The sequence below is a fragment of the Halorubrum distributum JCM 10118 genome, from assembly GCF_000337335.1.
GTDB classification, from domain to species: Archaea; Halobacteriota; Halobacteria; order Halobacteriales; family Haloferacaceae; genus Halorubrum; species Halorubrum distributum.
Window position 1 is genome coordinate 18,804 of sequence record NZ_AOJN01000022.1, and the last position, 19,335, is coordinate 38,138.

General features: G+C 69.8%; 17 protein-coding genes, 1 tRNA gene and 1 pseudogene. 4 read left to right on the forward strand and 15 right to left on the reverse strand.

Features of this window, described 5'->3' with window-relative positions; genetic code table 11:
- Position 1 precedes the first annotated feature (1 nt).
- The gene (locus C466_RS03675; protein ID WP_004595350.1) at positions 2-409 is read left to right on the forward strand and encodes a hypothetical protein; all 408 of its coding nucleotides are present in this window, start codon (positions 2-4) and stop codon (positions 407-409) included.
- Between the two features lie 51 nt (positions 410-460).
- Here C466_RS03675 and C466_RS03680 read toward each other — a convergent pair whose 3' ends face one another.
- Complete coding sequence (locus tag C466_RS03680; RefSeq protein WP_049902356.1) at positions 461-2,368, reverse strand: methyl-accepting chemotaxis protein; 1,908 nt, start codon at positions 2,366-2,368, stop codon at positions 461-463.
- A gap of 289 nt (positions 2,369-2,657) precedes the next feature.
- Here C466_RS03680 and C466_RS03685 point away from each other — a divergent pair, with 289 nt between their 5' ends.
- Positions 2,658-3,953: a DNA double-strand break repair nuclease NurA gene (locus C466_RS03685; RefSeq protein ID WP_004595348.1), complete on the forward strand. Its 1,296-nt coding sequence runs from the start codon at positions 2,658-2,660 to the stop codon at positions 3,951-3,953.
- A gap of 316 nt (positions 3,954-4,269) precedes the next feature.
- Here the strand turns inward: C466_RS03685 and C466_RS03695 are convergent, their stop codons facing one another.
- The 12 genes and pseudogenes from C466_RS03695 to C466_RS03745 form a co-directional block, all read right to left on the reverse strand.
- Complete coding sequence (locus C466_RS03695) at positions 4,270-5,004, reverse strand: CPBP family intramembrane glutamic endopeptidase (RefSeq protein ID WP_004595347.1); 735 nt, start codon at positions 5,002-5,004, stop codon at positions 4,270-4,272.
- 79 nt (positions 5,005-5,083) lie between these two features.
- Positions 5,084-6,370, reverse strand: a complete 1,287-nt coding sequence (locus C466_RS03700) for a hypothetical protein (RefSeq protein WP_004595346.1) — start codon at positions 6,368-6,370, stop codon at positions 5,084-5,086.
- 82 nt (positions 6,371-6,452) lie between these two features.
- Positions 6,453-7,553 carry a DoxX family protein gene (locus tag C466_RS03705; protein WP_004595345.1) on the reverse strand — a complete coding sequence of 367 codons (1,101 nt, stop codon included), beginning with the start codon at positions 7,551-7,553 and terminating at the stop codon, positions 6,453-6,455.
- A 127-nt stretch (positions 7,554-7,680) separates the two neighbouring features.
- Positions 7,681-8,238: a class I SAM-dependent methyltransferase gene (locus C466_RS03710; RefSeq protein WP_004595344.1), complete on the reverse strand. Its 558-nt coding sequence runs from the start codon at positions 8,236-8,238 to the stop codon at positions 7,681-7,683.
- 90 nt (positions 8,239-8,328) lie between these two features.
- Positions 8,329-9,471 carry an aminotransferase class V-fold PLP-dependent enzyme gene (locus C466_RS03715; protein ID WP_004595343.1) on the reverse strand — a complete coding sequence of 381 codons (1,143 nt, stop codon included), beginning with the start codon at positions 9,469-9,471 and terminating at the stop codon, positions 8,329-8,331.
- Between the two features lie 40 nt (positions 9,472-9,511).
- On the reverse strand, positions 9,512-9,850 hold the full coding sequence (gene trxA / locus C466_RS03720; protein ID WP_004595342.1) for a thioredoxin: 339 nt from the start codon (positions 9,848-9,850) through the stop codon (positions 9,512-9,514).
- A gap of 231 nt (positions 9,851-10,081) precedes the next feature.
- Entirely contained in the window at positions 10,082-10,366 is a 285-nt protein-coding gene (locus C466_RS03725; protein ID WP_004595341.1) for a translation initiation factor eIF-1A, read from the reverse strand.
- A gap of 100 nt (positions 10,367-10,466) precedes the next feature.
- Positions 10,467-11,147: an AAA family ATPase gene (locus C466_RS03730; RefSeq protein WP_004595340.1), complete on the reverse strand. Its 681-nt coding sequence runs from the start codon at positions 11,145-11,147 to the stop codon at positions 10,467-10,469.
- Between the two features lie 64 nt (positions 11,148-11,211).
- Positions 11,212-11,518 (reverse strand): annotated as a pseudogene (locus tag C466_RS15800) (helix-turn-helix transcriptional regulator).
- Positions 11,519-11,815: 297 nt separating this feature from the next.
- Positions 11,816-12,112, reverse strand: coding sequence for a DUF3006 family protein (locus tag C466_RS03735; RefSeq protein ID WP_004595339.1), 297 nt, complete (start codon positions 12,110-12,112; stop codon positions 11,816-11,818).
- Complete coding sequence (locus tag C466_RS03740) at positions 12,109-13,548, reverse strand: lamin tail domain-containing protein (protein ID WP_239641178.1); 1,440 nt, start codon at positions 13,546-13,548, stop codon at positions 12,109-12,111. The genes C466_RS03735 and C466_RS03740 overlap by 4 nt, the downstream gene beginning before the upstream one ends.
- Before the next feature lie 599 nt (positions 13,549-14,147).
- Positions 14,148-14,222, reverse strand: a tRNA-Val gene (locus tag C466_RS03745).
- 173 nt (positions 14,223-14,395) lie between these two features.
- Here C466_RS03745 and C466_RS03750 point away from each other — a divergent pair.
- The gene (locus C466_RS03750; protein ID WP_004595337.1) at positions 14,396-15,550 is read left to right on the forward strand and encodes a M24 family metallopeptidase; all 1,155 of its coding nucleotides are present in this window, start codon (positions 14,396-14,398) and stop codon (positions 15,548-15,550) included.
- A 48-nt stretch (positions 15,551-15,598) separates the two neighbouring features.
- On the opposite strand, the gene C466_RS03755 is transcribed toward C466_RS03750, so the two are convergent.
- Positions 15,599-16,987, reverse strand: a complete 1,389-nt coding sequence (locus tag C466_RS03755; protein WP_004595336.1) for an NAD(P)/FAD-dependent oxidoreductase — start codon at positions 16,985-16,987, stop codon at positions 15,599-15,601.
- 216 nt (positions 16,988-17,203) lie between these two features.
- Here C466_RS03755 and C466_RS03760 point away from each other — a divergent pair, with 216 nt between their 5' ends.
- Complete coding sequence (locus C466_RS03760) at positions 17,204-18,559, forward strand: sodium-dependent transporter (protein WP_049908300.1); 1,356 nt, start codon at positions 17,204-17,206, stop codon at positions 18,557-18,559.
- A 34-nt stretch (positions 18,560-18,593) separates the two neighbouring features.
- On the opposite strand, the gene C466_RS03765 is transcribed toward C466_RS03760, so the two are convergent.
- Positions 18,594-19,250 (reverse strand): AIM24 family protein, encoded by a 657-nt coding sequence (locus C466_RS03765; RefSeq protein ID WP_004595334.1) that lies wholly within the window; start codon positions 19,248-19,250, stop codon positions 18,594-18,596.
- Positions 19,251-19,335 lie beyond the last annotated feature (85 nt).

Here is a 19,335-nt window from a genome sequence, read left to right on the forward strand (position 1 = left end):
GATGGTCACGGACCGCCTCGCCGACGGCGTCCGGATCGCCGAGCTGCTCGCCTCCGAGGTGACCGGCAACGAGAGCGACCTCCGCGGGCTGACGGTCGTCGACGCCGACCGCGACGTCGAGCCGACGGCCGACGGCGCGCTGGCGTACCGGATCGCCCGCGAGCGGGCTGAAACGGACGACGGCGCGACCGAAGCGCTTGCCGAGGTGTCCGTCCAGCCGGACCGCGCGCTGATCGAGGCGGTCGTCGCCCCGGACGCGGCCGCGGACGCGGCGAGGGAGGTCGACCTCCGCGTGCGACCGAAGGCGGTTCACCCGCCGCGCACGCTGGTGTTCGTCGAGGACGGCGCGCAGGTGAAGCGGGCGCTCGCGGTCCTCGAAGCGCTCCGAGACGCATCTCGCGGCGAGTAGCCGACGGCCGGCGTCGACCCGCCGAAAAGAGCTCCGTCGAGCGGTCGCCGACTACTCGGGCTGTCCGCCGTCGCCGACGGCGACGTTCGGCCCGGCACCGGCGGCCGGGTCCACGTCGTCGCCGGTGACGTCGAAGTCGCGGACGAGCGCGCCGAGCCGTTCCGCCTGCTCCGCGAGCGACCCGGCCTCCGTCGTCGCCTCGCTCATCGCGGTCAGCTGCTCGTCGGCGGCCTCGGCGACCGTGTCGGCCTCGTCGGCGGTCGACTGACTGATGTCCGCGACCTCCTCGGCCATCGAGACGGTCTCCTCCGTGCTGGCCGCCTGGTCGTCGGTGGCGCGGCTGATCTCGCGGATCCCCTCGCCGGCCTCCGCGGCGTTGTCCGACACCCGCGCGAACGCGTCCGCGGCGTCATCGACGGCGTCGGCGCCGACGGCGATGTTCTCCTCGGCGCTCCGGACCGCCTCGACGGTCCCCTCGGTCTGCGACTGCGTGGCGCCGATCAGCTCCTCGATCTCCGTGGCGGCGTCTTGGGTCTCCTCGGCGAGCTGTTTCACCTCGTCGGCGACGACCGCGAAGCCGTCGCTCCCGCCGCCGCTCCCGCCCGCGCGGGCCGCCTCGATATTCGCGTTCAGGGCGAGCAGGTTCGTCTGCTCGGCGATGTCGCCGATGAGGTCGACGATCTCCCCGATGTCCTCCATCCGCTCGTCGAGCTCCTGGACGGTCCCCGCCGCGGAGTCGAGCGCCTCGCGGGACTCCTCGACGCGCTCGATAGCGGCCTCGGCCGTCTCCTCGCCGTCGTCGGCGATGTCGGCGGTCTGCTCCGCGACCTCGACGACCGTCTGGGTCGAGGAGGCGACCTCCTCGATCGTCGCCGAGAGGTCGTTCATCTCGTCGGACACCTGCCGGAGCATCTCGCGCTGCTCGTCCGCCCCCTCGGCGATCTCCGTGACAGACTGGCTGACGGCCTCGCTCCGGTCGGCCGCGGTCTCGACGCCGTCGACCGTGTTCGCGCTCGCGGTCGACACCTCCTGGGCGAACGACCTGACCTCGCCCATCGCCTCGTCGAAGTCGTCCATCATGCCGTTGAACGCCTCACCGATCTGGGCCATCGCCTCGCTCTCGCTTGCCGCGTCGAGTCGGACGGTCAGGTCGCCGTCGGCCGCTCTGTCCATCGCAGCGCTGTAGTCGTCCGCCTTCGTCTCCAGGTGGCTGTTCAGCCGCTCGACCTCCTCGCGGCGCTGTTCGACCTCGGCCTTCGCCGCCTCGACGTCCTGTATCTCCGACTGCTTCTGCTCCGCCAGTTCGAGCTGCTCGCGCGCCGCCTCGCGCGACTTCTCGATCGAGTACCAGTTGACCATCAGCGCGCCGGCGAGCGCGAGGACGAAGATCGCGTGAATGCCGCCCCAGACGATCGGGTTCTCGATCGCCGCGGTGTGGTTGTAGACGAGGCTCGAATCGATGAGGCTGAACGCGCCGTGGCCGATCGCCACGTACGCGACGCCGACGGCGAACGGGAGCCAGTCCTCGTACAGCGCGAGCACCCCGATGAACACGAAGAAGCTGAAGTGCGCCTCGATGTACCCGCCCGACAGCTTCACCAGCGCCATCGAGACGGTCATGAGGCTGAACGCCGTGAGCACCGTCCGCTGGCGGCGTCCGAGCCCCGACCAGCTCGCCAACGCGGCCGTCGCGAGGATGACGGCGACGAACCCGCCGAGCATCCACAGCGGCGTCGCCGGAATCTGCGCGCCGGTGACCGACTCCGTTCCGCTGTAGAGCCCGAGCCCGATCAACAGCGGAAGCTGGATCACGGTGGCGATCAGGATGTTCCGGTGGCGCGGCGCCCACATCTCTTCCGGCATCGAGGTGCCGTCAGGGATGTACCGGATCACCTCTCGTAGGCCCCCCGTCAGCCCGTCCGACCCCCCTGAATCTACTCCGGTCGCAGTCTCTGCCATACCCGTGGGTTGTCGTATGTTTTAAAAACACATCGCCTCCAACTATTATCCCTGATACCGTCGTTTACCACGCGCAGCGCCGCTAATAAACTGCTACCGTTCGCTCACGATCCCCCGATATCGGCCCGTTTTGCTGGTATATCGGCGTAGTCCGAACCGGTTCGGTCGGTCGGCGGTCCCGGTCGGCCCCCCCGATTCAGCTCGCCGGATCGAGTCGTCGCCGGGCCGCGACGGTGCCGTCGACCGCGCGGCCGACGACTTTTATATCCGTCCGGACCGCCGTACGGTCGTGACGCTCGATCCGATCCACGTCGAGAACATCGCCCGGCTCGCGTACGGCATCGGCGGCGACGTGGACGCGACGGACCACGACGACCTCGCCGAGCGCGTGTGGCGCGAGTGGCTCCCCGAACTGCGCCGGGACGGCCGGGTCGTGATCGAGGCGCTCGGCGACCACGAGCGCCGCCGGGCCGCCATCGACGACGTGGCGCTCGCCGAGCGCCCGTTCGGGACGGTCCACGGCCTCGACTCGGGGACGATCAACCCGACGACGTTTAAAAACGGGCTCGTCGTCGACGTTGCGCACGCGGCGATGGCGAGCTCGCCGACGGACCTCGACCTCCACCGCGACCGCACGATCGTCGCCACCGTCCACGCCGGCGACTCGACCGCCGGCTTCGACAGCGAGTGGACCCGCCGCGACGAGGGCCACACCAAACAGCGCGTCCTCCACGTCCCGCGGGTGAACCGCTACGCGGAGCGGGTCGTCCACGCGCTCGCCTTATACCTCGCCGAGGGGACCCACGCGCTCGACCGCGCCGACGCGGTCGACGAGCTGCTCGTCCTCGACGGCCCGATCTATCCGAAGGAACTCTTCACCTGGGCCGACCGCGACCCCGAGCTCGGCGCGCTCGCCCGCGAGGCGAAGCCCCGCGCGGTGATCGACAAGTACGTCCGCCTCGTCGAGCGGTTCGTCGAGCGCGACGTGCCGCTGGCCGGCTTCGTCAAAAACCCCGCGAGCGGGGCCGCGGTCCGAGCCCTCTCGCGCGCCGGCGTCGAGTCGCCGTGGCCCGACGACACGGCGCTTTTCACTCGGCTGCTGGAGCGTCGGGAACAGGGTGACGGCCCCGAACCCGTCGGAACGGACGGTGACGACCTCGGCGCCGACCGCGGCGCCCGCCTCGACGACGACCTCACGTTCACCACCTGGTTCCGCAGCCGCGGCGGCGCGGACGCGCCGATGGCCGCCGACGGCGACGCGCTCGGCGTCGAGCGCGAGCTCGACCCGGAGCTGTACGAGCCCACGTTCATGGTCGTCTACGACCCCCGGTCCGACGTGACCTACAAGCTGGAGGCGCCGTACGCGTTCACCCGCGACGAGGACACCCGCGAGCGGCTCACCCGACAGGTGGTCGCCGAGGTGGCGGCGACGCGCGGGCCGCCGGAGCCGGTCGCGAAGGCGGACGAGCTGGCGCGGATCTCGGCCACCGAGAAGGCCGCGCTCCGCCGGAAGTTCGAGGAGCGCCTCGGCAGCGACCAGCAGGCGACGTACGACGACCTGCGGTGGGGGAAGGAGACGTTCTGAGACGCGGTCGATTACTCATAAATAGCCGACTGCGGATCGAAGACTAACGCTGCCAAATCCCCAGCCGCGAGTCCCACCCCACCCAGCCGCAACCGCACCTCACGCCTCCCCAGCCGCAACCGCACCTCACGCCTCCCCAGCCGCAACCGCACCTCACGCCGCCCCAGCCTCGCGGCTCCCTCCGCTTCGCTCCGGTCGCCGCGTCCCTCGCGCGTGCTCCTCGCGGCCTCCGCTTCGCTCCGGCCGCTCGCAGGCACGCGCCACCGCAGGGGTTCGAGTGAGAGTGAATAGCGATCCAAAACAGTCGCGTCCGCCTTCAGAGCGCCTGCGAGAGCAGCACCGCGTACGTGATCGCGTTGTAGATGCCGTGGACCAGCCCCGGCACGATCACGTTGTCCGTCCACTCGTAAAGCGCGCCGAGGACCGAGCCGAGGACGACGACGACGCCGACGTACGCCCACTGCTCGACCGGCGTTCCGGAGACGGAGGGCAGGTGGATCAGCCCGAACGCGAGGCTCGCGATGAGCACCGCGGGGACGGCGTCGAACGCGCGCCGGACGCCGCCCTGGACGACGCCGCGGAACAGCAGCTCCTCGACCGGTCCGACCACCGCGAGCGACACCGCGATCATCGCGAGGTAGTAGACCACGGGGTCGCCCGCGGGGACGACGGCCTGGTTCTGCCCGGTGGAGAACCCGAGCTGGCCGAGCGCGAACAGCGCGCCGTACTGGAACGCGAAGAGGACGATACCGCCGCCGACGATGATCGCGGCCTCGCGGGCGTCCGGCCGGGAGACGCGGGCGATCTCCCACTCGTCGGTGACCGCGAGGTAGCCGACGGCCGCGAGAGCGAACCCGCCGAACTGGAGCAGCGTCCGGAGCAGCTGCTGGCCGGTCGACCCCTCCGACACCAGCCCGAGGGAGGTCGCGAGGTTCGCTCCCGGCGCGGTGATCGCGCTCGCGACGAGCAGCGCGAACACGATCGCGAACAGCGCGCTCGCGACGCGGAACACTCGGTCGCCGACCGCGGCCGCGAGAGGGTCGTCGCTCATTGCCGGTGACACGGCTCGCGGGGCTTTAGACGCACCGGATGCGGATCGCTGCCGTCGACTCCGACCCGGCGGTCCGGGGTCAGTCGATCCGCAGTTCGCGCTTCTGTTCGACCGCCTCCGCTTCCGCGAAGTCGCCGCCACCGAGCAGCCCGCGGGCCGCCTTCTTCCCCCACTCGACCGCGGGCTGCGTGAACGTCGAGACGCTCGCGAGCTCGCCGTAGAGCACGCAGGCGGCCTCCATCCCGAAGAGGAGCTCGCCGAGCGCGCGCTCGTCGACGCGGTCGATCTCGACGCGCACGTTTGGGACCCCGGCGGCCGCGAGGCTCGCCTCGGTCGCCTCGAACTCGGCGTCGAGGAGCCCGCCGAGCGACGACCCGCCGAGGTACGCAAGGCCGTCGAGGTCGGTCTCCGGGATCCCCACCTCTGCGCGCTCGGTCGGCCGGATCAGCGAGACGAGCTTGTCCGGCGGGCCGGCGCGGTATAACTGGAGCTGGGAGTGCTGGTCGGTCGCGCCGAGCGCGCGCGCCGGCGTCTGCCCGAGCCCGTCCTTCCCGAGGCTCTCGGCCCACAGCTGCGCGAACCACTCCGCGAACGTCTCCAGCGACTCCGCGTACGGCATCACGGCGTTGGTGCGGGCGCCGCGCTGCGCGAGCGCGTACGTCGCCGCGCCGTAGGCGTAGGCGGGCGAGTCGTACAGCGACCCCGCGAGCGACTCCATCCCGTCGCGGCCGCCCGCGAGGACGGCCTCGACGTCGTGGCCCTGGAGCGCGGCGACCGCGAGGCCGACCGTCGACAGCGCGGAGAAGCGCCCGGGGACCCCGTCCGGGACCGGGAGCGAGGGCAGGTCGTGGCGGTCGGCCAGCCGGCGGAGGTTCCCTTCCTCGCCCGTGGTGACGAGCGTGCGCTCGGTCCAGTCGACGCCCGCGTCGGCCATCGCCTCGCGGACGACGAGGAAGTTCGCGAGCGTCTCCGCGGTCGTCCCCGACTTCGAGACGACGTTGACGACGGTGTCGCCCAGCGGGAGGTCGGCGAGCAGCGCCCGCGCGTCGTCGGGGTCGACGTTGTCGAGGACGTACGCGTCCACGTCGCTTTCGAGGGCGTTCGACAGCGTCGCCGCGCCGAGCGCGCTCCCGCCGATGCCGACCGTGAGCACGGCTTCGGGCCGGTCGAACCCGTCGACCGCGGCGTAGATCGCGTCCGGGTCCGCGGTCTCCGGGAGGGTCAGGGCGGCGTAGCCGAACTCGTCGTCGGCCATCCCGCCCGCGATCCGCTCGTGTGCGGCCGCGACGCGGTCGTCGAGTCTGTCCAGCGTTGCCGTCGTGAGCCCCGGGGTCGTCTCCAGGGCGTTTCCGAGGTCCACTCGCATACCTCACTCACCGGGCGAGAGCGACTTAAAAACCGCCGGCCGGGCCGAGCGCCGCCCGCGCGGGGACGCGGCGACCGGACCGTCAGTCGGCCGCTGCGACCGGCCCTTCGTCTTCGAGGGCCGGGCGACCGATCAGCCGGTCGACGGAGAGCGGGCCGGCGCCGAGCGCGAAGACGGCCGACGCGAGGCCGAACAGCGCCACGTGAGCGAGGACCGGGTCGTCCGGGAGGCCGAACAGCGTCGTCGTGAACAGCACGAACGAGAGCGCGGCCGCGCCGCGGGTGAAGAAGCCCGCGATGAGCGCGAGGCCCACGGCGACCTCGGTCACGCCCGCGCCGACGACCCACAGCCCCGGATCGACCGGGACCACGGCGGTGAGGTCGTACTTCTCGACGACCCGTAGCGCGCTCGCCGGGTCGGCGAGCTTCTGGATCAGCCCGAGGTAGACGAACGAGACGCCCATCCCGACCCGGAGCACGGTCGGCACGTAGCGTCGCAGCGGGCCGGTCGACTCGTCCAAGAACGACTTCAGGTGGTGGACCGGGTCGATCCGGCCGTAGTACGACCCCGGCGTGCTCGCGACCGCGAGCAGCATGTCGTCGGCGCTCGGCCGACCGCCGCCGAGGATCAGCAGCGCCAGGAACACCGGGACGTACTCCACCGCGAGGACGACGAGCGGGTCGACGGCGACGAGCACCCACGCGTACGTCAGCAGGCCGGCCGCGGCGGTGATCCGCGTCGCGAGCCCGAAGAGGGTGAAGAAGCCGAGCCCGATGAAGAGGACGCGGAGCAGCGGGCTCGTCGCCGGCTCGAACGAGAGCGTCGGCGCGAACAGGTAGCCCTGGAAGCCGGCGCCCACGAGCGGGAGTCCGACGGCCAGCCGCAGCATCCACGGGACGAGGTCGCCGTAGCCGGCGAGCTTCTCGCGGAGGACGACGACGTCGACGACGGTCGGGCGCACCCAGAGGTACGCGGCAATTCCGACGGCCGCGAGGAGCCCGGACCCCGCGAACAGCGCCGCGTTGAACGGGTCCGACAGCACCTCCGCGGTGAACGCCACCGCGTCGAGCGGATCGCCCGAGTCCTCGGTGACGTAGTCGACGTGGGCCGTGACCGGTCGCGCGACGAGCGTCGCGAACAGGGCGAACGCGGCGACGGCGACCGATCGGGTACGAACGGACATACACCCCGTACGGGCCGAACGCACCTAACGGTATTTCTTCATGAACGTTCGAATTCACCGCTGAAACGGGAGTTTCGCGGATTCGAACGTCGACGATACCGCGACGACGGCACCGAACGCCGATCGCCTACGGCGCCCGAGAGACGACGCCGAACGTCTCCGTCCGGGTGGCGGCCGAGACGACCTCGAGGCCCGCGGCCTCCAGCGCCGCGACGGCGTCTGCGGCGGCGAACCGCTCGTCGACCGGCGGCCCCTGCTCGCCGTCGCCGTCGCCGGCCCAGTCGAACGTCACGACGACGCCGCCTGACCGCACGACCCGGGCGATCTCCGCGAGCGCGGCGTCGCTCGCGAACTCGTGGTACGTCATCGTGGAGACGACGCCGTCGAGCTCGCCGTCGGCGAACGGGAGGTCGGCGACGTCGCTCGCGACGAGCTCGACGCCGTCGGGGACTCCCTTCTCGCGGTACCGGTCGTGCATCTCGGGCTGGACGTCGACGCCGTAGACGGTCTCGACGCGCGCGGCCACGTCGTCGGTGTAGAAGCCGGTGCCGCTGCCGAGGTCGGCGACGACCTCGGCGTCGGCCTCGACCAGCGGCCCGACCAGCTCCTCCGCGGACACCCAGCGATAGCGGCCGGGGCGCTCTAACCGCTCCGCCTGATCGGCGTCGAACGTGTGGAATCCCATGGGCGGTCTTGTGCGCCAAGTGCTAAAACGCGTCCGGTCGAGCGGCGCGCGGTCGCGTCCGACTCGGAGCCGAGCGACCCCGCCCGCGGCTCACCACTCCCGTTCCAGCGCGCCGAGGAGTCGGTCGACCTCGGCCTCGGTCGAGATCGCGTGGACCGACGCGCGGATCCCGTTCGGATGCGGCAGCGACCGGACGACGATGTCGTCGTCGGCCAGCCGCTCGACGGTCGCCTCCGGGTCGTCGACGTCGATCGTGACGAGCCCGGACTCGTACGCCCGCGGGCTGAGGAGTCGGTCGTCGGGAACGCCCGCCTTCAGCCGGTCGGTGAGCGACTCGATCCGCGACTCGATCACGTCGAGGCCGACGGCGTCGATCGCGTCGAGCGCCTCGACGAGGCCGACGTGGGCCGCGGCCGTCGTCGTCCCGATCTCGAAGCGCCCCGCCGCGGGCTTGAACTCGATCTCGTCACCGGTCGGGTCCTCGACGCCCCGGTAGCCGACGGCGTGGGGTTCGAGGTCGGCCGCGGCGTCGCGGTCGACGTAGAGGAAGCCGGCGCCCCACGGGCCGAGCGTCCACTTGTGGCCGGCGGCCGCGACCGCGTCGGCGCCCCACTCGTGGACGTCCATCGGGACCTGACCGGGCGACTGGACCGCGTCGACGAGGGTGAACGCGCCCGCGTCGTTCGCGACCTCGACGAGGTCGGCGACGGGGAGGCGGGTGCCGTGGGTCCACGTGATCGCGCTGAAGCAGACGAGGCGGGCGTCCGCGACCGCCTCGGCGTACTCGTCGCGGTCGACGCGGCCGTCCTCCGTCTCCAACACGCGCACCTCGACGCCCTCGCGTTCGAGGCGCTTCCACGGGAGGACGCCGGCCGGGTGTTCGAGGTCGGTCCGGACGACGATGTCGCCCGGTTCCCAGTCTATCGCGCCGGCGACGCGGTTGATCCCGTCGGTCGTGCTCTCGGTGAGCGCGATCTCCGCCGGGTCGGCGCCGACGAACTCGGCGATCCGCTCGCGCACCCGGTCGTACGTCTCGAACGCGTGTCCGTACGGGTCGGTCGTCGCGGAGCCGTACTCGTGGTCCGCGACGAACGACCCGGCCGCCTCGACGACGTACTCGGGGCTCGGTCCGTGCGCGCCGAAGTTGAAGTACGCCGCGTCGCCGAGGGCCGGGACGTCCGCGCGAAGCTCTCTGGGGGTCATACGGTCGTCGTCGAGTTGGATCGTTCTCATGGTGTCGGTTTCGGCGGCGCCGCGGCGGGTCTCGCTCGGATCAGGCGTCGGCCTGGCGGACCGCGTCCGCCAGCGCCTCCTCGGTCTGCGCGCCGACCATCCGATTGACCAGTTCGCCGTCCGCGAACACGAGCAGCGTCGGGATGCCCTGAACGCCGTACTCGCCGGCCAGCGCCTGGTGGACGTCGACGTCGACCTTCAGCACCGCGGCATCGGTGTCTTCCGCGACCGCCTCGACGGCGGGCTCCATCATCTGGCACGGACCGCACCAGTCGGCGTAGAAGTCCACGAGGACGACGCCGTCGGCGACGTGCTCGTCGAACGCGTCGGCGTCGGTCAGCTGGATCGGCTCTCCGGGTGCGGCTTCTGTCGAACTCATACCAAGCCGTACGCGCCTCGTGGTAATAATGGTTTTGGATAGTTTCCACAATACTACGATGACGCAGATGCGCGGTTCCCGTCCGGCTCCGTCGCGATGCGGACCGATGCGGTCGCTATCGGCGTTCGAAAACCGGTACGGTCGGACGAGCGGTCGCCCGACCGGGGTCGTATCGGAGTGGAGAGAAACCGCGAGAGGTCGGTCGACAGCGACGCAGTGCGGGTCGTTCGATTACTGAATGTGGCCTTCGCGGCGGAGCTGGTCGGCGTCCTCGTCCTCGTACCGCCACTCGACGTTCGCCTTCTCGTCCTGCCAGTCCCACGGTTCGGCGAGGACCACGTCGCCCTCGCTGATCCACGTTCGGTACTTCATGCGGCCGGGGATCCGGCCGAGCCGCTCCTCGCCGTCGGCGCAGCGCAGCTGAACGTGGTTGCCGCCGAGGTGTTCCGTCACCACGGCGAACACTTCGTCGTCGTTGGGCATGCGGAGGTTCTTCCGCCCGGATTCTTCGCTCATACCACCAGTAGTGCGTTCGCCCGTATAAGTGATTGGAGACGCGTGTGTACCCCCGTCATGCGATCTGCTCGCACGACAGCCGAGCCGTGGACGCCGCCGCCTACTCCGCGTCGGTGACCGGGGCCGAGCGGTCGCCGTGACCGCTCGGCTGGTCTTCGCCGGCCCCGCTCTCCCCGAACGCGGCATCGACCTGCGCGAACGTCTCCGCCTCCGTGCCGGAGTTGTCGACGACGACGTGGTCGGTCGCCACCTCGTCGAACAGCTCCTTGAAGTGGAGGTGGATATCGAAGTCGGCGTCGCTGATCCCGTCGCGGCGCTCGATCCGGCGCTCGACGACGGCCTCGTCGCAGGCGACCTCGACGAGGTCGAACTGGGCGGCGGCCGCGGCGGCGGTCTCGCGGGCGTCCGCCCGGAACCGGGCGTCCGCGAACGTCGCGTCGAGGACGACGGCGTCGCCGGCGTCGACGTCGTCGCGGGCGCGCGCGAGGAGTTCGGCGTAGACGGCTTCGGTCTCCGCGTCGGTGTACTCGGGGTCGTCGAACAGCTCCTTGCGAATCACGTCGGTCCGGCGGATCCGCCCGTCGACGTGGGCCGCGACCCGCTCGGCGACGGTCGTCTTCCCGACGCCGGGCAGGCCGCAGACGACGACCAGCCGTCCGGCTGAGGGGCCGTCGTCGTCGGCGACCGAGGTCGACCGCGTCGGAGCGAGAGAATCCGCCGCGTCACCGTTCGAAGTCGGCGATTCGTCCCGGTCCGGCGTTCGACCGCCTCGGTCACTCATCTACCGGTATCCTCCGTGGTGAGCTAAAAGAAAGTTCGCATCCGAAGGTCGCTGCGGGCGATCCTCACGCTTCACCCTTGGCCTGCCACGCGCGGCGCGCTTCGAGCGCGAGACGAGCGGTCTCGGTGAGTCGGTACTCGTTGGTGCGCCTGTCGCGTGCCTCCTTGGCGACGAGGTCGCGCTCGACGAGCCTGTCGAGGTTCTGGTAGAGGCGGCTGGTGGTTGATCGCCTCGCCGTAGTAGTCGGCGAGGTCCGCCTTCAGGGCCGTCCCCTTGCGGGCGTTCTCGTGAGAGAGCGCCCAGAGGAGTTCGCGCTGGAAGGCGGTGAGGTCCGCGAGCGCATTGCGGTCAGGCGCGCACTCCGCGCTCATGCGTCGGCCTCCGCGCAGTCGCGACAGACAGCGACGCCGCGTGCGGCGTCGAAGCCGTCAGCCGGCGCTGGGCAGCGTGCGCAGTCGGTGGGCTCGCTCGATTCGCCGGTCGTCGCGCAGGGCTTAATCCCCGCAGTTGTCATCGTTAATCTGGCAGAAGTGTTTATGATTTGATTTTAATTTCTGCTCTACCTATGATGCTATATTGAAGTCGGTCTCTACTTGGTCGCGTTTGTGATTCTCGTCGTCCTCGTTGCGGATCGCATAGCTGAACATTAGCTTCTAAGCCCACCTCAGCTAGGCTTCCTCGTCAGACGGCGGCCGCTTCGAGAGCCGATCGAACCGGTCCTGTGCCGCCGCTTTCCGGTCCTCAGTCTGCTGGGGCTTGTACGAGGCAGATTCGATACGCCCGTCACTGAGCGTCACCGAGAGAATCGCGTCGGCGTGTTGTCCGTCCGACGGGAGCCGTGAGGCGTCCAGCACCGCGTTCCCGACCTCCTCGCCGTCGCGCTCGAAGAACACGGTCGCGAGCCCGTCTTCGACGTTGTCGACGACCGCGGTGTACTCGCCGTCGGGAAGCTCGATAGCAGTCATTCGTAGCTCACCTCAAGGACGTGTTCCCCGTCAGCGTTCGAGAGTATCACTGTGTCGCCGGCGTTGTTCCAGATCGGCGACCCCGCTCCCCAGTACAGTTCGGTGTCGGTGTCCGTCCCGCTCCCCGTCCGGAGCGTCGCCGAGGCGCCCGCGTCGAGCGTGAACCCCTGCGGGAATTCGTAGCTGTGTGCCGCCTCGTCTTCGACGGTCCACCCGGACAGGTCGATCGGCTCGTCGCCCGTGTTCTCGAAGACGACGTACTCGTCGTTGAGGTTCTCCTGATCGTCGCCCTCGGCGTCCGCGTTGATCGTCGCGACCTCCAGCGCCGCGGCCGGGTCGGTCGACGCCGTCTCGTTCTCGTCGTCGGTGTCGTCGCCGCCGTCGTCAGTTCCGTCACCGGAACCGCCGTCAACTGGGTCGCCGCCGAGTCGCGTGCGTTCGACGACTTCGCCGCTCGTGCCGGGTTCGATCGGCTCGGCGTCGCGGATCGAGAGCGGGTCGGTGGGCGCGTCTCGTTGCGTCCGTATCGAGACGCCGTTCCCGTCGCTCACGAGGACGATGTTCCCGTGCGTGGCGGTCCAGTACGTCGGAATCGACCGATCCGCGAAGCGCCGGAGGACCTCCTCGGTCGGGTGCCCATACCGCGAGTCGTACGCGCTCGACACGACGACCGCCTGCGGCGCCACCGCATCGAGGAACGGCTCACTCGACGAGCTCGACGAGCCGTGGTGGCCGGCCTTCAGCACCGTCGACTGTAACTCCGCGCCGTACGTGTCGATCAGGTACTCCTCCTGGTCGTCTTCGGCGTCGCCGGAGAGCAGGAAGCTCGTCTCGCCGTGTGTGAGCTTGAGCACGATGCTGTTCTCGTTGCGCGCCTCGTTTTCGAGGTACGGCTCGGGCGGCCCGAGCACGTCGACGTCGACCGCACCGAACGAGATGGTGTCCCCCTCTCGCGTCTCGTACAGCGTCACGTCGTGTTCTTCGACGGCGTCGAGGTACTCGGCGTAGGTCTGCGTACTCGCGGCGATCCCGGGATCGTAGACGGCGCCGATCCCCTCGGCTTCCGTCTCGTAGTAGTCGATGATCGCCGCGTTGCCGCCGATGTGGTCCGCGTCGTTGTGCGAGGTTACGAGGTGGTCGATACGCGTGATATCGTGCCGCTGGAGGTACTCCAAGACGTACTCGCCGTCGTCGTTGTAATGCCCCGTGTCGACGAGCATCGTCTCGCCCTCCGGCCCGACGACGAGCGTACTGACTGATTGGCCGACGTTGATGTAGTGGACCTCGACGGTCCCGTTCGCTGCTTCGACTGTCGGTTGGTCGCCCGTGTCCGGTCCGGTCGGTACCTGCTCGCCGGGTACCGCGGCGATACAGCCCGCGAGGAAGACGACTCCCACAATCAGGAGGACCTTGAACGCATCCCCTGTTCGTTTCATACTTCCTTAACATCTCAAAGGAGCAAAGAACTATGGGTCCGTTAACAATCCTCAGGGTTAGATCAGAAGACGGGGTGGACGGCACGCACGAGAACGGGATAGCGGCTAAAACCAGTCTGCCCAACTCTCGAATCCCTCCGACCGCATTCTCCGCGCCAGCAGGCGCCGAGAAAGCGCCGCTACACTGAGACCGATAGTACGCGGCACCGTACTCTTCGAGCGGCCCGGACCGCGCTGCCGGGCTTCGAGGTCCACGTGAGTTTCGCTCCGCACTCGGGGCGGTGTCTCATGCCCGGCACACCCCCTCCTCGCGAGCCGGACAACTCTGCTCCGGTTCGTCGATGAAGAACCCGCAGAACTCGCAGATGGCGCGGGTTTCCTCGGTGGTTTCCGCGGGGGCGCTCATAAAGACCCCTTTGACGGTATAAGCGTCTCTCGCAGTCGTGCGGTTTTCGCGTATAAGGGAGTGGGTTGGGGCAGATTTGAACCTCAGTCACTCCGCTCGCTAGCGCTCGCTCCGTTCCCTGCTTCAAATCCGCGGCACCATTTTGCCGACACGGATCGCTCGCTGTCGCTCACGGTTGCGGTGTCGAGAAAAGTGGGTTGGGGCGGATTTGAACCGCCGGCCTCCTCCATGTCAAGGAGGTGTCATAACCGGACTAGACTACCAACCCGCAGGGGCTTACTGACGCATCTCGTCGTATCCGGGGGACGTAATTGAACCTTTCGTTTCGGGGATCCGGACGGGGCGAGTCACCACCCGCCGATCGGGTGACGGCGGCACCCCGAAGCGGCCGGCGCGAGCGGCTTTCGACCGTTTTTACCCGCTCGCCGACAGTCCGTTCGTATGGTCGACATCGCCGCCCGCACGGAGAGGCTCGACGCGTACCTCGACGAGCGCGGGCTCGAAGCGGTCTGGTTCGCGCGGCCGAACGGGTTCGCGTGGCTCACCGGCGGCGACAATGTCGTCGACGGAGACGCGCCGACGGGCGTCGCCGCCGCCGGCTACGACGGCGAACTCCGCGTGATAACCGACAACGTCGAGGCGGACCGGCTCGCCGACGAGGAGCTCCCGGACGCGTTCGCGGTCGAGTCGTTCCCGTGGTACGCCGGCTCGCTCGCCGAGGCCGTCGCCGAGCGCTCGCCCGCCCCCGCCGCCGCCGACTTCGACGTCCCCGGCTTCGCGGCCGTCGACGGCAGCCGGCTCAGACAGCCGCTCACCGACGACGACGTCGAGCGGTACCGCGATCTCGGCCGCGAGGTCGCGGCCGCCGTGGAGACCGTCTGCCGGAACCTCGAACCCGAAGATCCCGAGTACGAGGTCGCCGCCGGCATCGACATCTCGCTCGCCTCTCGCGACGTGGACACGCCGGTCGTCCTCGTCGGGGGAGCTGACCGGGCGCGGGCGTTCCGGCACTACACGCCGAGCGACGCCTCCCTCGGCGACTACGCGCTCGTGTCGGTCACGGGCGAGCACGCGGGGCTGTACGCCTCGATGACGCGCACCGTCGCGTTCGACGCCCCCGACTGGTTCGAGGAGCGCCACCGCGCCGCGGCGCGCGTCGAGGCGACCGCGGTCCGCGCCACCGAGGCGGCCGCGGCCGGAACCCTCTCACGAGACGGCGGTGCCGATGACGCCGCCGATCCCGGCGACGCCGGCCCCGACACCGCCGGCGACGTCTTCGAAGCCATTCGAGCGGCATACGACGCCGTCGGCTTCGCCGACGAGTGGGAGAACCACCACCAGGGCGGCGCCGCCGGATTCGCCGGCCGGGAGTGGTTCGCGACCCCGAACGGCGACGAACCGGTCCGGCGGCCGATGGGCTACGCGTGGAATCCAACGGTTCAAGCGACGAAAAGCGAGGACACGCACCTCGTGGCGTCCGACCTGACCGAGCGGCTCACGAAGACCGGTCGGTGGCCGACTCACGAGGTCGAGCCGGTCGACGTCGCGGGGATCGACACGGAGCCCGTCGAGTTGGCGGCGCCGGTGGTCCGGTAACGGGGGCGATACCGCCGGCGCCGCGCGGACTCCCGCGCGAACGCGGCGTCAGTACACGTACTCGCTCTCGTCGATGCCGACGTAGTCCTTCTTCACCCGGCGCTTGTTCCACTTGTAGCCGAGCAGTAGCTTCAGCGACTCCCAGCCGGAGCGGTACGGCTGCGAGAGCAGGCTGTCGCCGGTCTCGGCGGCGAGCATCGCGTCGGCCGCGCCGATAACCCGGTTCCAGTCGTCCGGCCCGTACTCGGCGACCATGTCGGCCATCGTCACGTTGCGGACGACCTCATCGCCGATCGCCTCCTTCCAGCGACGGTTGTAGGAAGCCAGGTCTCCCTCGGCGGCGAGTTCGCCGGCGATCGCGCCGGTGCGGACCGCGACGTGGTCGCCGCCCTCGTGGAACGCCGAGGTCGTCCCCATCGCGCCGCCCGCGACCGCGACCCCGGCGTCCACCGGCGAGTCGATCGGCCGGGTCGACGAGATCGGGTACGTCTCGGTCCCGTTCCGCTTCCCGGCGTCCTCGACGAGCGGGAAGTCCTCTTCGATGTCGTACTCGTCGCCGTACTGCCACTCCAGGAGGCGACGGATGTACTCGCCGCCCTGCGGGATCGACTCGTCGTCCGCGTCGAGCAGCGCGTACTCCGAGGCGTCGACCTCGTCGATGTCGAGGCCGATCGGCATCGTCAGTCCGACCCGGCAGACGCGGTCCGCGTTCGGGAAGATCCACGGGTACGCGGTCTCGCCGGGCATCACGCCCCACCAGAAGACGATGGCGTCGTCGACTTCTTCGAACACTTCCTCGGGGACGCGCCGGTACTCCTGGTAGGCGATGTGGTTCGCGGTCCGGGAGGCCAGCCGCTCGGAGGCCTGCGCGTCCGCGGGCAGGTACTCGTCGAGGACGCGGTTTGTCACGGTGCGCTGCGGGCCGTCGGCGAGGACGACGAAGTCGGCGCCGACGGTCCCCCCGTCGGCGAGTTCGAGCGTATGCCGCGGGTCGCCGTCGTCCGGAGTCACCGAGAGATCGGTGTCGACGCCGCGGACGGAGGTCCCGACCCGGTACTCGGCGCCCGCGTCCTCGGCGCGGTCGCGGAGCCAGTCGTCGAAGCGCGCGCGCTGGAAGGTGTACCCGAACTTGTCGTACGAGGAGTCGATGCCGGTGGCGGTGAGCGTGGCGGACTCGTCGGGCCCGCGGAACTCGGCGCGGTTCAGCTCCCGCTGGACGACCCCGTCGTCGAACTCGTCGGGGTGGATCCCCATGATGTCCACCCAGTAGTCGAGGATACCGGCCGCGTCGGTCGAGTCCGGACCGAGGCGGCCGCGGTCGGCTCGGGGGACCCCCTTCTCGATGACCAGGGCGTCGGCGCCGCCGGTCGCGGCCGCGTGCGCCGCGGACGATCCGGCCGGCCCGCCGCCCACGATCGCGACGTCTACGCGTTCCATACCCCGTGAGGTTGCCGTCCGGCTATTAAATTCACGGTCCCCGATAGGGATCGGTCTCGGCCGTCGCTCCGGGGGGACCCTCGACAATTTCGACGCGGTCCTCGGCGCCAAGGCGGCCTCGCCACAGCGGTGCCCGATTGATCACGTTCGATGATTACTGGAGCGAGCGGCGGAGAGACACGCTTTTACACGGTTGGGGATCTCTCTTCGACACCAATGGCACGCGAGACATGGGCGACGCGGATGGGGTTCATCCTCGCCGCGGTCGGCAGCGCGGTCGGCCTCGGGAACGTCTGGCGGTTCCCGTTCATCACCGGCCAGTACGGCGGATCGTCGTTTCTGATCACCTACCTGGCGTTCGTCGCGCTGATCGGGTTCCCGGCGATCCTCGTCGAGTTCGTCATCGGCCGGCGGACCGACCGGAACCCCGTCGGCGCGCTGCGGGAACTGGGGAGCGGCGTCTGGTCGCGCGCCGGGTGGCTGTTCGTCGTCACCGGCTTCATCATCCTCTCGTACTACAGCGTCGTCGCGGGCTGGTTCCTCCGCTACACGCTCATCGGGATCACGGAAGGGTACACGCTGACCGACCCGGCCGAGGCGGACGCGCTGTACAGGGCCGTCTCGACCGGTCTCGATACGCTCGTCTTCCACGCCCTGTTCATGCTGCTCGTCGTCGGCATCATCGCCGCCGGCGTCCGGCGCGGGATCGAACTGAGCGTGAAGGTGATGGTCCCCGCCATCCTCGTGATGCTCCTCGGCTTGGCCGCGTACGGCTTCACGCTCGACGGCGCGAGCGCGGCGTACGCCTACTACCTCTCGCCGGACTTCGGGACGATCGCCGCGAACTGGACGGAGATCCTCCCCGCCGCGGCCGGGCAGGCGTTCTTCACGCTCTCGCTCGGAATGGGCGTGATGATCACCTACGCCTCCTACCTCGGCGAGGACCGGAACCTCGCGGCGGACGCCGGGATCATCGCGACGCTCGACACGCTCGTCGCCGTCCTCGTCGGCTTCGTCGTCTTCCCGGTCCTCTTCTCGGTCGGCATCGAGCCCGGAGCCGGCGGTCCCGGGGCGATCTTCGTGAGCCTCACCGCCGCGTTCGCGGGGATCCCCGGCGGTCGCGTCCTCGGAATCGTCTTCTTCGGCATGGTCGGGATCGCCGCGCTCTCCTCGGCGATCAGCATCCTCGAAGTGCTCGTCTCCTACCTGATCGACGAGGTCGGCGTCGCCCGGGTGCCGGCGTCCGCTGCGCTCGGAGCTGCCGTCTTCCTGCTCGGCGTCCCGGTCACGATCGACTCGATCTTCCTCGGCCTGTACGACGGCCTCGCCGACGGCATCCTGCTCGTGCTCGGCTCGCTGCTGCTCGCCCTGTTCGTCGGCTGGGTCGTGCCGGACGTCGGCCGCGAGGAACTCAGGAAGGGGATCGGGGACGTCGGCGGCCTCGACGCCGCGTGGATCTGGGCGGTCCGGCTGCCGATACTGATTGTCGTGATCGTCTCGCTCGGCCTCGGCATCGCCGACTACGTCGGCTTCCTCACCGGCGACTTCGCCAGTTGGCTGGCCGCGCGATAGCCCCTGGCCGCCGTACTGATTCTCCGTTTCCGGCTCAGACGTGTTCCTCGCGCGGCTGGACCACGACGAAGCCGTCGGCGCCGTCGAAGCGCATCTGGTAGCGCTCGCCGGACTCCTGGCCGATCATGTCCGAGAGGCTGCGGTTGACCTCCACGTCGGGGGAGGTGCCGCCCCACGCGACCGTCGCGCTCGGGTCGGCCGCCACCGGCGGTTCGAGGACGATCGGGTCGCCGTGGGTGGTGAGGGCGACGTAGCCCGGCCCTTCGAGGTAGACGTTGCTGAAGCCGCCGGCGAGCGCGCCGGCGAGGCTGTCGATCGTGTTGATCTCGTAGGAGAGCGACTCCTCGAACGCCAGCACGTCCTCGCCGTTGACCGTGATCGACTCGCCGGCGCCGAGCTCGATCACCTGGACCTTCTTGCCGTCGTCCGCGAAGTAGACGTGCCCGTCGCCCTCGACGGCCATGATCGGCGTCCCTTCGCCGGTGGCTGCCTCCTTGAGGAAGCCGGTGATTCCGCCCTCCGCGGAGGCCTTGCCCGTGAACGAGACGTCGCCCGTGTACGCCACCATCGAGCCCGCCTTCGCCATCACGGTGCCGGCGACCTCGACGTCGAGGGTGTAGCTGTTCTCGCGCTGGAAGGGTTCCGCGCTGTCGGTCGGTGCGTTCTCGGCGGTGAACTGATCGAGATTCATGGTGCGGGGACCGAACCGTTCGGTTCGGCTGTGCGGAGATACCCCCCAATCGCTTAAGAATCTACGGGAGAGATCGGAACGTTCG

Excerpts from the sequence above, each read along its gene's own strand:
- C466_RS03675 (WP_004595350.1), top strand. The coding sequence starts at position 2 with ATGGTCACGGACCGCCTCGCCGACGGCGTCCGGATCGCCGAGCTGCTC.
- C466_RS03680 (WP_049902356.1), bottom strand. The coding sequence starts at position 2,368 with ATGGCAGAGACTGCGACCGGAGTAGATTCAGGGGGGTCGGACGGGCTG.
- C466_RS03695 (WP_004595347.1), bottom strand. The coding sequence starts at position 5,004 with ATGAGCGACGACCCTCTCGCGGCCGCGGTCGGCGACCGAGTGTTCCGC.
- C466_RS03700 (WP_004595346.1), bottom strand. The coding sequence starts at position 6,370 with ATGCGAGTGGACCTCGGAAACGCCCTGGAGACGACCCCGGGGCTCACG.
- C466_RS03705 (WP_004595345.1), bottom strand. The coding sequence starts at position 7,553 with ATGTCCGTTCGTACCCGATCGGTCGCCGTCGCCGCGTTCGCCCTGTTC.
- C466_RS03710 (WP_004595344.1), bottom strand. The coding sequence starts at position 8,238 with ATGGGATTCCACACGTTCGACGCCGATCAGGCGGAGCGGTTAGAGCGC.
- C466_RS03715 (WP_004595343.1), bottom strand. The coding sequence starts at position 9,471 with ATGAGAACGATCCAACTCGACGACGACCGTATGACCCCCAGAGAGCTT.
- trxA (WP_004595342.1), bottom strand. The coding sequence starts at position 9,850 with ATGAGTTCGACAGAAGCCGCACCCGGAGAGCCGATCCAGCTGACCGAC.
- C466_RS03725 (WP_004595341.1), bottom strand. The coding sequence starts at position 10,366 with ATGAGCGAAGAATCCGGGCGGAAGAACCTCCGCATGCCCAACGACGAC.
- C466_RS03730 (WP_004595340.1), bottom strand. The coding sequence starts at position 11,147 with ATGAGTGACCGAGGCGGTCGAACGCCGGACCGGGACGAATCGCCGACT.
- C466_RS03735 (WP_004595339.1), bottom strand. The coding sequence starts at position 12,112 with ATGACTGCTATCGAGCTTCCCGACGGCGAGTACACCGCGGTCGTCGAC.
- C466_RS03740 (WP_239641178.1), bottom strand. The coding sequence starts at position 13,548 with ATGAAACGAACAGGGGATGCGTTCAAGGTCCTCCTGATTGTGGGAGTC.
- C466_RS03750 (WP_004595337.1), top strand. The coding sequence starts at position 14,396 with ATGGTCGACATCGCCGCCCGCACGGAGAGGCTCGACGCGTACCTCGAC.
- C466_RS03755 (WP_004595336.1), bottom strand. The coding sequence starts at position 16,987 with ATGGAACGCGTAGACGTCGCGATCGTGGGCGGCGGGCCGGCCGGATCG.
- C466_RS03760 (WP_049908300.1), top strand. The coding sequence starts at position 17,204 with ATGGCACGCGAGACATGGGCGACGCGGATGGGGTTCATCCTCGCCGCG.
- C466_RS03765 (WP_004595334.1), bottom strand. The coding sequence starts at position 19,250 with ATGAATCTCGATCAGTTCACCGCCGAGAACGCACCGACCGACAGCGCG.